Below are 12,499 nucleotides of genomic sequence, written 5' to 3' on the forward strand. Positions count from 1 at the left end.
AGTCGTCCGACGGCGGCGGGAATTCGACGAGCGGGTGGGGCGTTGGGGGAGGAAGACCCCCGGGATCTGAGCGTCGCGTCGAGCGGCGCGCGTCGTCGCGCGCGGCGACGCCTCACGGGTCGGTACAATATCTGTCTGTCTCCCGGTTCTTCGGACTCCCCCCGGATCCGGTTGCCGCGCTGACGAAAGGTCGTTCGTGACGTCCCAGACCCCCCACCCCGCACTTCCGCGCGAGTTCCAGCACCCTGCGCTGCAGGAGCTGGTCATGCGCGGGCGGACCAACGGCAGCGTCGACACCGCGGCGGTGCGCGCCGCGTGCGAGGCCGCCGGTGTCGAGGGCCCGAAGCGGCTGCGCGCCGTGGTCCGCGGGCTCGGCACGGCGGGCGTCGAGGTGGCCGACCTCGGGAACGCCGGTCGTGCGGTCGCGGCGACGAGCGCGAAGTCGCGGCCCGCCGCCAAGGCGTCGCTCGGTGACGGAGCCGCGCCCGCGCGGTCCTCCCGGCCCGCCGCTGCGAAGACGACCGCCGCCGCCAAGACGACCAAGGCCGCCCCGGCCAAGGCCAAGGCGACGCCCGCGAAGGCGTCGAAGGTCACCGACGACGCCGAGCCCGACGAGGACGTCGAGATCGACGAGACCGAGCTCGAGGACGTCGACACGACCGACGTCGACGTGGCGGACGACGCGACCGACGCGGACGAGGCGGGCGACGACGCGGACGACGCGAAGAAGCCGGCACCCGCTGCCGGAGCCAAGTCCGACGAGCCCGAGGACACCGGCTTCGTCTACTCCGACGCCGACGACGACGACGCCCCGGCGCAGCAGGTCGTCACGGCCGGCGCGACGGCCGACCCGGTCAAGGACTACCTCAAGCAGATCGGCAAGGTCGCGCTGCTGAACGCCGAGCAGGAGGTCGAGCTCGCCAAGCGCATCGAGGCCGGCCTGTTCGCCGAGGAGAAGCTCTCGGAGATCCGGGACTCGATCGAGCCCAAGCTGCGTCGCGAGCTCGAGTGGATCGCGCAGGACGGCCGCCGGGCCAAGAACCACCTGCTCGAGGCGAACCTGCGGCTCGTGGTGTCGCTCGCCAAGCGCTACACGGGGCGCGGCATGCTCTTCCTGGACCTGATCCAGGAGGGCAACCTCGGCCTGATCCGTGCGGTCGAGAAGTTCGACTACACCAAGGGCTACAAGTTCTCGACGTACGCCACGTGGTGGATCCGGCAGGCGATCACGCGCGCCATGGCCGACCAGGCCCGCACCATCCGCATCCCGGTGCACATGGTCGAGGTCATCAACAAGCTCGCGCGCGTGCAGCGGCAGATGCTCCAGGACCTGGGTCGCGAGCCGACGCCCGAGGAGCTCGCCAAGGAGCTCGACATGACGCCCGAGAAGGTCGTCGAGGTCCAGAAGTACGGCCGCGAGCCGATCTCGCTGCACACACCGCTCGGTGAGGACGGCGACAGCGAGTTCGGCGACCTCATCGAGGACTCCGAGGCCGTCGTCCCGGCCGACGCCGTGAGCTTCACGCTCCTGCAGGAGCAGCTGCACCAGGTGCTCGACACGCTCTCCGAGCGTGAGGCCGGCGTCGTGTCGATGCGGTTCGGCCTGACCGACGGCCAGCCCAAGACCCTCGACGAGATCGGCAAGGTCTACGGCGTGACGCGTGAGCGCATCCGCCAGATCGAGTCCAAGACGATGTCGAAGCTCCGTCACCCGTCGCGGTCCCAGGTGCTGCGCGACTACCTCGACTGACGTACCGCAGGACCGACGACGGCCGCCGCACCCCGGGAGGGTGCGGCGGCCGTCGTCGTCCCGGGAACGGGCGGACGGGCGGCCGATCAGGTCATGCGTCGGCCGCTCACGGACCCACGACGCCCAGCGTGAGGGTGTCGTGCGCCGTCTGCTTCACGAGGTCCGTCGACTCGGGCGTCGCGCGCTGCAGGATCTCGTAGGTGAGGTCCACCCGGATCGTGCGGGCCGTCGGGTCGAGCGCGCCGATCGTGAACGACGTCGAGTACGAGTACGGGTCGGACATCAGGTAGCCCGGGCTGACGGCCGCGGCGTCCTCGAACGCCGGCGGGGCGTCGAGCGGCGCGCCCGTGCCGTCGAGCGCCGTCGCGACGGCACGCAGCCGTTGCAGGTAGACCTCGGCGCCGTTCGGCTCGGTGGCCGACACCGACAACGAGACCGGTTTGCTCGCTGCGGCCGTCCACTGCACGGCGGGCAGGTCCGTCCAGTAGGAGACCGTCAGGGCCGCGGCGCCGGCCGTGAGGTCGCGCCGCGTGTTGCCGCCCGCGAGGTCGCCGGTCGCGGCCGGCTCCGACGGCGGTGTCGCCGCGTCGGTCGTGGCCTCGTCCGTCGTGCTCGTCGCCGAACCCGTCGGCGCGCCTCGCTCCCAGGGTGGGGTCCCGCACGCGACGAGCAGCGTCGTCGTCGTCAGGACCACCGCGCCCACACGCGCCCGCCTGCTCGTGCCTGTTCGTCGCAACGTTGCCCCCCCGGACGTCGCACACCGATCTCTCAGCAGATCCTTGGACGACCCTAGCGCGACCTGAGGAGCGTGCAGAGGTGAGCGGCGCATCGTCGTGGACGTCGAGAGAACACGACGGAGGACGAACGATGACGACCACGACACTGACCCGCCCGGTCGACGACGTCGAGCAGCGCGAGCACCACGGCACGGACCTCGTCCGCTACGCCTTCCGTGCCGACGAGCTGGTCGCCGCCGAGCCGCGGCCGACCGCGCGCATCGGCGCCGTCATCCCCGCCTACAACGAGGCCGGGACGATCAAGCGCGTGCTGCGCGGGCTGCTCGCGCAGACCCGGGTCCCCGACGCGATCCACGTCGTGGTCAACAACACGACCGACCGGACGTTCAAGATCGCCGGCAAGCTGGCCGGCGAGCACGTGGTGCGCCGCGGCGGCCGTGAGCAGACCACGACGGTCTACGTCCACGACATCGGCACCAACCGCGACAAGAAGGTCGGTGCCCTCAACTACGGCTTCCAGCTCGTGCAGGAGATGGACCTGCTGCTCGGCGTCGACGGCGACACCGTGATGGAGCGCAGCGCGCTCGCCGAGCTCGAGGCCGAGATCCTGTCGGACCCCCGCATCGGCGGGATCTCCGCGGTGTACACGGTCGACAACCGGAACGTCCGCAACCCGCTCGCGACGCTGCTGCTCACCGGGCAGCGCGCGCAGTTCGCGGCGTTCAACATGCAGAACATGGTCCGGGGCCGCAACATGGCCGTCCTCGGCGGGCAGGCCAGCCTGTTCCGCGTGAGCGCGCTGCGCGAGGTCATGGCGGAGTACCACCAGGCGGCGCCGTGGGTGAGCGACTCCGAGGTCGAGGACTCGCTGCTGAGCCTGCAGATCAAGAACGTCGGCTACTCGACCAAGATCAGCGCCACCGCCCGCGCCGAGGTCGGTGGCATGACGACGCTGCGCGCGCTCGACGGGCAGCAGGTCAAGTGGAACTACGGCGCGATCGACCTCATGTGGCCCGGCCAGCGCGGAGACACGCGCGGTCAGCCGCTCCACCCCAACCTGCGGCTGCGGTGGCTGGAGAACCTGGGCATGGTCGTCAACGCGGGCACGCGCATCCTCTTCCTGCTGCTGCTGGCCGCGTCGCTGAGCATCCACGCGTTCGTGTTCAGCCCGCTGTGGCTGATCCCGCCCGTGCTCGCGGTCGCGCTCAACGTGCGCATCGCACGGTCCATGCAGGACCGCACGTGGCGCGACGTCCTGTACGCGGCGACCCTGGTGCCGGCCGAGCTCTACATGTGGGTGCGTGTCGGGCACTTCGTGCGGGCGTGGACCAAGTTCGCGACGCGGTCCCGGACCGACAACTGGGCTGCGCAGGCCCGCGCCGAGCGCGGCGCCGGCTGGGCGTACCTCAGCCCGCTGCTCGTCGGCGTCGCGGGCGCCGCGGCGTGCGCGTGGGTCTGGGTGTCGCTGCCCCTGGTCGCCCGTACGAGCCTGCTGTGGGTCGGCTGGCCGCTGCTGGCCGTCGTCACGATCGCCCAGAGCCTCTTCATGCTCGCGCGCCTCGTCCGGCCCCAGTACGGGTACCGCGTGTGAGCGGGTTGCTGACCTCGGCCCGGTGGCGTGAGCTGGCCGACGACCTCCCGGGTGCGCCCGGCACGGCGCGGCAGCTCGTCGCGCGGTACCTCGAGCTGCTCCCCGGGCGGGCGCGGGCGCTCGGTCGGGCGGTCGAGGTGGGTGACGCCGGCACGGCCCGCACGGTGGCGCTGTCCCTGCAGGTCGCCAGCGCGATGGTCGGTGCCGGGCTCCTGGCGGACCGGTGCCGCGCTGTCGAGCGACACGTGGGGGCGCGGGGGTGCGACCAGGACGCGGTCCGCGCGGTCGAGGCGGTCGGCGAGGCCGCCGACGCCACGGGTCGGGCCCTGGAGGTGCTGCTACGCCGGTGCGACGAACTTGTAGCCCACGCCCCGCACGGTCTGGATCCAGCGCGGTGAGCCGCCGTCGTCGCCGAGCTTGCGCCGCAGGTTGACCATGTGGACCTCGAGCGAGCGCCGCTCGGCGTCGCTGACGAACACCCCCACGTCGTACTCCTCGCCGCGCAGGGCGCGCACGAGGTCGTCCTTGGCCACCACGCGGCCGGCACGTTCCGCGAGCGTCGCGAGCAGCTCGAACTCGCTGCGGGTCAGGTGCACCTCCGCGTCGGCCACGGTGACGGCGTGGGCGTCGAGGTCCACGACGAGCAGACCCCGCTCGACGCGCCGGTGGTCGTCCTCGACCCCGTCGGCCCCCGGCTCGGGCCGCGCCGGGGGAGCGCTCCCGTCGCCCACGTGCCGGGTGCGCGGTCGACGCAGCAGGGCCTCGATGCGGGCGCGGAGCTCGCGGGCCCGGAACGGCTTGACCTGGTAGTCGTCGGCCCCCGCGTCCAGCCCCATGAGCACGTCGATCTCGTCGGACAACGCCGTCAGCATGACGACGTACGTGTCGCTGAACGTGCGGATGCGCCGCACGACCTCGTACCCGTCGATATCGGGCAGGTTGACGTCGACCGTCGTGACCAGGGGGTCGTGCTGACGGACCGCCTCGACCGCCTCGACGCCGCTCGCGGCGGGGTGGACCGTGAACCCTGCCTGGCGCAGCACCGCGACGAGCAGCTGTCGGATGTCGTCGTCGTCCTCGACGACGACGGCCGTGCGTGACGCCCCCTGGTCGGCCATGACGGCACGGTAGCAACGTCGCGCGACGTGCGTGCGGTGGACGACGAGGGCCCCGGACCGTGCGGTCCGGGGCCCTCGTGGTCGGGTGGAGCCGTCAGCGGGCTGCGCCCGCCCCGGCGCCGTGCTCGGCGAGGAGCCGGTCGGTCTCGTCCTGGACGTGCGTGGCGACCGCGGCGAACTTGGGCGCGTGCTCGCGCGCGTGGTGCGCGCAGAACAGCAGCTCGCCGACGGGAAGCACGACGCGGACGTACGCCTGCGCACCGCAACGGTCGCAGCGGTCGGCGGCCGACAGCGGGGTCGTGGATTCGATCGTCGTCCCAGTCACGCCTCCATACAACCATCCGCTCGCTCGATCCATACCCCCCGGGTGCCCCGGTTCGCTGTCTGCGTACAAGATCGTGACGCGCCGTCACACGTTCGTGACGTGCGCGCCGCATCGCGTCACACGCGCGACACGTGGCGCGAGCGGGCACCGACCGGCATGGCGCCACGGGGCGTGTCGGCGCGCCCGGCTACCATCGGCGCCGTGACGACGACCTCCTCCCCGTCCGGCTACACCGCTCGGCACCTGTCGGTGCTCGAGGGGCTCGAGGCGGTGCGCAAGCGCCCCGGCATGTACATCGGCACGACCGACAGCCGCGGCCTCATGCACTGCCTGTGGGAGATCATCGACAACTCCGTCGACGAGGCGCTGGCCGGGCACGGCGACCGCATCGACATCGTCCTGCGTGCGGACTCCTCGGTCGAGGTCCGCGACAACGGTCGTGGCGTCCCGGTCGACGTCGAGCCCAAGACGGGCCTGACGGGCGTCGAGGTCGTGTTCACCAAGCTGCACGCGGGCGGGAAGTTCGGCGGCGGGTCCTACGGAGCGTCGGGTGGCCTGCACGGCGTCGGCGCGTCCGTCGTCAACGCGCTGTCGTCGCGGCTCGACGTCGAGGTCGACCGGGGCGGCAGGACCCACCGCATGACGTTCCACCGCGGCGAGCCGGGCGTGTTCGACGACAGCGCCGGCGCGGGCCCCGACGCGCCGTTCGAGCCGTTCGTCTCGGGCTCCCAGCTGGCCGTCGTCGGGAAGGTCGCCAAGGGGCGGACCGGGACGCGCGTGCGCTACTGGGCCGACCGGCAGATCTTCCCCAAGTCCGCCGTGTTCTCGTACGACGAGCTGGTCACGCGCGCCCGCCAGACGAGCTTCCTCGTCCCGGGGCTGGCGATCACCGTGCGCGACGAGCGCGGGATCGCCGGGACGCCCGGGGAGCACGGCCCGCACGAGGAGACGTTCCTGCACTCGGGCGGCGTCGTCGACTTCGTCGACCACCTCGCGCCCGACGCACCCGTGACCGACGTGTGGCACCTGACGGGCGAGGGCACGTTCACCGAGACCGTGCCGGTGCTCGACGACCGCGGCCACATGACGCCGCAGGAGGTCGCGCGCACGTGCGAGGTCGACGTCGCGCTGCGCTGGGGGACGGGTTACGCGACCGAGGCGCGGTCGTTCGTCAATATCATCGCGACGCCGAAGGGCGGCACGCACCTGGCCGGGTTCGAGGCCGGGCTGCTCAAGACCGTGCGCGCCCAGGTGCTCGCCAACGCGCGGCGGCTCAAGATCTCCGCGAAGGACTCGGCCGGCGAGCGCATCGAGAAGGAGGACGTGCTCGCGGGCATGACCGCCGTCGTCACCGTCCGTCTCGCCGAGCCGCAGTTCGAGGGGCAGACCAAGGAGGTCCTCGGCACCGGGCCCGTGCGCGGGATCGTGGCGCGCGTCGTCGAGCAGGAGCTCACCGCGATCTTCGGGTCCTCGAAGCGTGAGCACAAGGCGCACTCGGCGCTGCTGCTGGACAAGGTCGTGGGGGAGATGCGGGCGCGGGTGTCGGCGCGCAAGCAGAAGGAGATCTCGCGCCGCAAGAACGCGCTCGAGTCGTCCTCGCTGCCCGCGAAGCTCGCGGACTGCCGGATCGACGACGTCGCGCGCAGCGAGCTGTTCATCGTCGAGGGCGACAGCGCGCTGGGCACCGCCAAGCTCGCGCGCAGCTCCGACTTCCAGGCGCTGCTGCCGATCCGCGGCAAGATCCTCAACGTCCAGAAGGCGTCGGTCGGCGACATGCTGAAGAACGCCGAGTGCGCGTCGATCATCCAGGTCGTCGGTGCGGGCTCGGGGCGCACGTTCGACCTCGAGGCGGCGCGCTACGGCAAGATCGTGCTGATGACGGACGCCGACGTCGACGGCGCGCACATCCGCACGCTGCTGCTCACGCTGTTCTTCCGGTACATGCGACCGCTCGTCGAGGCCGGGCGCGTCTACGCGGCCGTGCCGCCGCTGCACCGCATCGAGGTGATCGGCGCGGGGTCGCGCAAGAACGAGTACGTCTACACGTACTCCGAGGCCGAGCTCGCCGCGACGCTCAAGAAGCTCGACCGCTCGGGCCGTCGCTACAAGGACGACATCCAGCGGTACAAGGGCCTCGGCGAGATGGACGCCGACCAGCTGGCCGAGACGACGATGGACCCGCGCCACCGGACGCTGCGCCGCGTGCGCGTCGGCGAGGCCGAGCAGGCCGCCGCCCAGGTCGAGAAGGTGTTCGAGCTGCTCATGGGCTCCGACGTCGCGCCGCGCAAGGACTTCATCGTCGCCAACGCGCACGTGCTCGACTCCTCCCGCATCGACGCCTGACCCGCGCCGGCGCGCGTCCGTGCCGGTTTCCTGTTGGTCGCGCGGGGCCGGGGGCGTCACGCTGGACCCATGACCGACACGCTCGCCCCGATCGCCGTCCGCGTCGCCCCGCCGACGGACGTCCCGCTGCCCGCCGCCGAGCTCGGTCTGACGTGGCGTGCCATGGCGCCGGCGGACGTGGACGGCGTCACGGCGCTCATGGTCCGCGGTCAGGAGGCCGACGGCCTGCCGTACCGCACGTCCGCCGCCGAGGTCGCGCAGGAGCTCGAGGGCGACTGGCGGGACGTCGCGCGCGACACGCTGCTCGGCCTCGACGACACCGGGACGCCCCGTGCGGTCGCCCGGGTGGACACGTCACCGGGTGACCGCCGCGTCGTGCGCGCGTTCGTCGAGGGCGCGGTCGACCCGGCGTGGCGCGGGCGGGGGGTCGGCCGCGCGCTCGTCGCGTGGGCGCAGGCCCGCGCGCGCCAGGTGCTGGCGGCGTCCGGCAAGGAGCTGCCCGCGCGCATCGTGACGTTCGTCGACGACGCGACCCCCGACGCCGTGCGCCTGTACCGGGCGGCCGGCTTCACGCCCATCCGGTACTACACGCACATGCGCCGCCCGCTCGACGTCGCGCTGCCCGACGCCCCGGTCGTCGACGGCCTGCGCGTGGTCCCGTGGAGCCCCGAGGTCGACGACGCCGTGCGGGTCGCCCACAACGAGGTCTTCGCCGACCACTGGGGCTCCGAGCCCCGCACGCCCGAGCAGTGGGCGCGCTCGAAGGCGATGTTCGCGCCGACGTGGTCGTTCGTCGCGCTCGACGACGCCGGCGAGGTCGTGGGGTACGCGGTCTCGGGCCGCTACGAGGAGGACTGGCCGGCGGCCGGGTACCCCTCGGGCTACACCGAGCTCCTGGGCGTGCGGCGCGCGTGGCGCGGGCGCCGGGTCGCGGTCGCGCTGCTCACCGCGGCGATGCGCGCGTACGCCGCCGACGGCATGCGCTACGCCGAGCTCGAGGTCGACACGGCGAACCCGTCGGGCGCCCACGGGCTGTACGCGGACCTCGGCTACGAGGTCGCGCACTCCTCGACGATGCTCACGATCGAGCTGTGACAAAGGTCCTGCACACCCTCGCGGCAGGTCATCCGCGTCGGTGCACGGAGTCCGGTTAGGGTCTGTGCCCATGACCGACGTGCTCGACCTGCAGGACGTGACGATCCGCCGGGGTGCGACGACGATCCTGGACAGCCTGTCGTGGCGCGTGCAGGACGGTGAGCGGTGGGTCGTGCTGGGGCGCAACGGCGCCGGCAAGACGACCCTGCTGCAGGTGGCCTCGGGGCGGATGCACCCCACGTCGGGGACGGCGTCGCTGCTGGGGCAGCGGCTCGGGTCGACGGACGTGTTCGAGCTGCGGCCGCGCATCGGCATCGCGAGCGCCGCGCTCGCGGACCGCATCCCGTCGGGGGAGACCGTGCGCGACGTGGTCCTCACGGCCGCGTATGGGGTCACGGGTCGCTGGCGCGAGACGTACGAGGAGCTCGACGAGGCGCGCGCGACCGACCTGCTGGGCGCGTTCGGCGTCGAGCACCTCGCCGAGCGCTGGTTCGGCACGCTGTCGGAGGGCGAGCGCAAGCGCGTCCAGATCGCGCGTGCCCTCATGAGCGACCCCGAGCTGCTGCTGCTGGACGAGCCGGCCGCCGGCCTCGACCTGGGGGGGCGCGAGGAGCTCGTCGGTGCGCTCGCGGAGCTCGCGCGCGACCGCCGTTCGCCCGCGCTGGTGCTCGTGACGCACCACGTCGAGGAGATCCCCCCGGGCTTCACGCACCTGCTGCTGCTGCGCGCGGGCCGCGTGTTCGCCGCCGGTCCGATCGACGAGGTCCTCACGGCGGACAACCTGTCCGGCACGTTCGACGTGCCCCTGCGGCTGGACCGCGGCGACGGACGCTGGTCGGCCCACGCGACCGAGGGCGGTCGACGCTGAGTCGTCCGCTCGACCCACGGGATCGCAAAGCGGTCGCATAGGATCGGTGGACGGCACGGACGCAGACCAACGGAGGTGCGGGCATGGGATGGCTCTGGTGGGTCGGTGGCGGGCTCGTGCTCGGCATCCTGGAGATGCTGTCGCTCGACCTCGTGCTCATCATGTTCGCGGGGGGTGCCCTCGCGGGGGCAGCGGCCTACGCGCTCGGTGCGCCGCTCGCGGTGCAGATCCTCGTGGCCGGCATCACCGCGGTCGTGCTGCTGCTGACGCTGCGCCCGTGGCTGCTGCGCCACCTCAAGGGACGCGTCGACCTGCCCGAGACCAACGCGGCCGCGCTCGTCGGGCGCCCGGCGGTCGTGGTGTCGACCGTCGACGGCACGACGGGCCGCGTCAAGCTCGCGGGCGAGGTCTGGAGCGCGCGCACCGCCGACGGCGGGAGCCTGCCGCCCGGTGCCGCCGTGTCGGTCACCCGGATCGACGGCGCGACGGCTGTCGTCAGCCCGCTGCCCGCGACCACGGGCGGCCCGGCCGCGACCGGTCCGGCACCGGCCTGACCGTCCAGCCCGACAGACAACCGACCCGGGTGACCGGGTCACCGTGGTCGCCCCGGTACGGGCGGCGCAACCTTGCGGAGGTCTCATGAACGACAGCCCGCCCGTGGGCCAGGTCGCGTTGATCGTCGTCCTCGTGCTCGTCCTGATCTTCGTGATCGTCGCGCTCGTGCGCGCGGTGCGCATCGTGCCGCAGGCGGTCGCGATCATCGTCGAGCGGCTCGGCCGGTACAACAAGACGCTCGACGCCGGTCTGCACCTGCTGATCCCGTTCGTCGACCGCGTGCGCGCGAACGTCGACCTGCGCGAGCAGGTCGTGTCGTTCCCGCCGCAGCCCGTGATCACGTCCGACAACCTGGTCGTGAGCATCGACACGGTCATCTACTTCCAGGTGACGTCGCCCAAGGACGCGGTCTACGAGATCGCCAACTACATCACCGGTATCGAGCAGCTCACGGTCACGACGCTGCGCAACGTCATCGGGTCGATGGACCTCGAGCAGACCCTGACGAGCCGTGACCAGATCAACGGCCAGCTGCGCGGCGTCCTCGACGAGGCGACCGGCAAGTGGGGCATCCGCGTCAACCGCGTCGAGCTCAAGGCGATCGACCCGCCCGCGTCGGTGCAGGGCTCGATGGAGCAGCAGATGCGTGCCGAGCGTGACCGTCGTGCCGCGATCCTCACGGCCGAGGGTGTCAAGCAGTCCGCGATCCTCACGGCCGAGGGCGAGAAGCAGTCGGCGATCCTGCGGGCCGAGGGTGAGGCCCAGTCGGCGATCCTGCGGGCCGAGGGTGAGGCGCGCGCGATCCTCCAGGTGTTCGACGCGGTGCACCGCGGCGACGCCGACCCCAAGCTGCTCGCGTACCAGTACCTGCAGACGCTGCCGAAGATCGCGTCGAGCCCGTCGAACAAGATGTGGTTCCTGCCGGCCGAGCTCAGCGGTGCGCTGGGGTGGCTGTCGAAGGGCTTCGCGGGCGGTGGCCCGTCGGACGGCGAGCACCCGACGCGTGCGGCGGGCCAGTCGCCGATCGCCGAGGGCGACCTGCCCCCCGTCTCGCTGACGGACCCGAGCGAGGCGCTCGCGGAGGCGCGGCGCGAGTCGGCCGCGGCGACGGCGGACGCGACGAGCGCCGGGACGCTGTCGGGAGTGCCGTTCGACCCGTCGGCCGAGCGCGGTCAGCGTCCGGGGACGGGCCCCCTCGCGCCGCAGCGAGCGGTGCCGGGTGCCGGTCCGGCCCCGGCCGGCGGCGAGACGCCGCACGCCGCGCAGCAGCCGGCCGTCCCGCCCGTGCAGGACGCTCAGCAGCAGGGGACGCAGCAGCCGCCGACGGCTCCCTGATGTCGTAGCCGCTGAGCGATCACGACGCCGGTGCCCCCTCGTTGGGGGGTGCCGGCGTCGTCGTGTGCGGGGAGCGCTGACCTGAGGACTTGCTGAGTGAGTGCTCACTCACTTATCGTCGCGCTCATGAGTGCTGCCGCCGGACGTCCGAGCCGTGCCGCCCCGCTGCCGCCCGAGGAGCGTCGCCGCGCGATCCTCGACGCCGTGCAGCCCGTGATCCTCGAGCGCGGTCTCGACGTCACCACGCGCCAGCTCGCCGACGCCGCCGGCGTCGCCGAGGGCACGCTGTTCCGCGTCTTCGACGACAAGGAGCAGCTCGTGCGCGAGGCCGCCTTCGCCGCGGCCGACCCGACCATCGGCCTCGACGCGCTCGCCGCGATCGACGCGGGCATGCCGCTGCGCGACCGGCTCGTGCGGCTCGTCGAGCTCATGGAGCAGCGCGTCGGGCAGGTGCGCGTCTGGATGACGGTGCTGCACCGCCTCGGCCGTGGCCCCGACGGGCAGCTGCACGGCCACGGCGCGCGGTGGGCCGAGCGTCAGCGCGACGGGCTCGAGGCCGTGCACGCCCAGATGCGTCGTCTGCTCGAGCCCGACGCCGACCGGCTGCGTCTGCCGCTCGACGACGCCGTGCAGGCCGTCGACGCGCTCGTGCTCGGCATGCTCCTGCACGCCGGCCGTGTCGGCATGCTGCACGGCGGAAATCTCGAGCGTTCGTTCGAGCCGCGCGTCATCGTGGACCTGCTGCTCGACGGCATGCTCGCGCCCACCGACCCGACACCTCC

Annotated in this window: 12 protein-coding genes; 9 read left to right on the forward strand and 3 right to left on the reverse strand. The window is 72.8% G+C overall.

Annotated features, from left to right (window positions below; genetic code table 11):
- Window positions 1-196 precede the first annotated feature (196 nt).
- Window positions 197-1,750 carry an RNA polymerase sigma factor gene (locus tag ATM99_RS08310; protein WP_062102432.1) on the forward strand — a complete coding sequence of 518 codons (1,554 nt, stop codon included), beginning with the start codon at window positions 197-199 and terminating at the stop codon, window positions 1,748-1,750.
- 106 nt (window positions 1,751-1,856) lie between these two features.
- Here ATM99_RS08310 and ATM99_RS08315 read toward each other — a convergent pair whose 3' ends face one another.
- Window positions 1,857-2,444: a hypothetical protein gene (locus ATM99_RS08315; protein ID WP_150118207.1), complete on the reverse strand. Its 588-nt coding sequence runs from the start codon at window positions 2,442-2,444 to the stop codon at window positions 1,857-1,859.
- A gap of 173 nt (window positions 2,445-2,617) precedes the next feature.
- Between ATM99_RS08315 and ATM99_RS08320 the strand changes: the two genes are divergently transcribed.
- Window positions 2,618-4,078 carry a glycosyltransferase family 2 protein gene (locus ATM99_RS08320; protein ID WP_062102434.1) on the forward strand — a complete coding sequence of 487 codons (1,461 nt, stop codon included), beginning with the start codon at window positions 2,618-2,620 and terminating at the stop codon, window positions 4,076-4,078.
- Window positions 4,075-4,476 (forward strand): hypothetical protein, encoded by a 402-nt coding sequence (locus ATM99_RS08325; RefSeq protein WP_062102435.1) that lies wholly within the window; start codon window positions 4,075-4,077, stop codon window positions 4,474-4,476. Before ATM99_RS08320 ends, ATM99_RS08325 begins: the two co-directional genes overlap by 4 nt.
- Here the strand turns inward: ATM99_RS08325 and ATM99_RS08330 are convergent.
- Together ATM99_RS08330 and ATM99_RS08335 are read right to left on the reverse strand one after the other, a co-directional pair.
- Window positions 4,417-5,196, reverse strand: a complete 780-nt coding sequence (locus ATM99_RS08330; RefSeq protein WP_062102436.1) for a response regulator transcription factor — start codon at window positions 5,194-5,196, stop codon at window positions 4,417-4,419. The genes ATM99_RS08325 and ATM99_RS08330 overlap by 60 nt on opposite strands.
- 94 nt (window positions 5,197-5,290) lie before the next feature.
- A complete protein-coding gene (locus tag ATM99_RS08335; RefSeq protein WP_062102455.1) occupies window positions 5,291-5,554 on the reverse strand; it encodes a hypothetical protein in 264 nt (87 codons plus the stop codon).
- Between the two features lie 168 nt (window positions 5,555-5,722).
- Between ATM99_RS08335 and ATM99_RS08340 the strand changes: the two genes are divergently transcribed.
- The 6 genes from ATM99_RS08340 to ATM99_RS08365 form a co-directional block, all read left to right on the forward strand.
- A complete protein-coding gene (locus ATM99_RS08340) occupies window positions 5,723-7,864 on the forward strand; it encodes a type IIA DNA topoisomerase subunit B (RefSeq protein WP_062102456.1) in 2,142 nt (713 codons plus the stop codon).
- A 69-nt stretch (window positions 7,865-7,933) separates the two neighbouring features.
- Window positions 7,934-8,959: a GNAT family N-acetyltransferase gene (locus tag ATM99_RS08345; RefSeq protein WP_062102437.1), complete on the forward strand. Its 1,026-nt coding sequence runs from the start codon at window positions 7,934-7,936 to the stop codon at window positions 8,957-8,959.
- A 70-nt stretch (window positions 8,960-9,029) separates the two neighbouring features.
- Complete coding sequence (locus ATM99_RS08350; RefSeq protein WP_062102438.1) at window positions 9,030-9,827, forward strand: ABC transporter ATP-binding protein; 798 nt, start codon at window positions 9,030-9,032, stop codon at window positions 9,825-9,827.
- Between the two features lie 83 nt (window positions 9,828-9,910).
- Entirely contained in the window at window positions 9,911-10,381 is a 471-nt protein-coding gene (locus ATM99_RS08355; RefSeq protein ID WP_062102439.1) for an NfeD family protein, read from the forward strand.
- 85 nt (window positions 10,382-10,466) lie between these two features.
- Entirely contained in the window at window positions 10,467-11,717 is a 1,251-nt protein-coding gene (locus ATM99_RS08360) for an SPFH domain-containing protein (RefSeq protein ID WP_062102440.1), read from the forward strand.
- A gap of 126 nt (window positions 11,718-11,843) precedes the next feature.
- Window positions 11,844-12,499 (forward strand): TetR/AcrR family transcriptional regulator (locus tag ATM99_RS08365; RefSeq protein WP_062102441.1); only part of this gene is annotated, 656 nt, incomplete at its 3' end.

The organism is Cellulomonas sp. B6 (genome assembly GCF_001462455.1).
Taxonomy (GTDB): Bacteria; Actinomycetota; Actinomycetes; order Actinomycetales; family Cellulomonadaceae; genus Cellulomonas.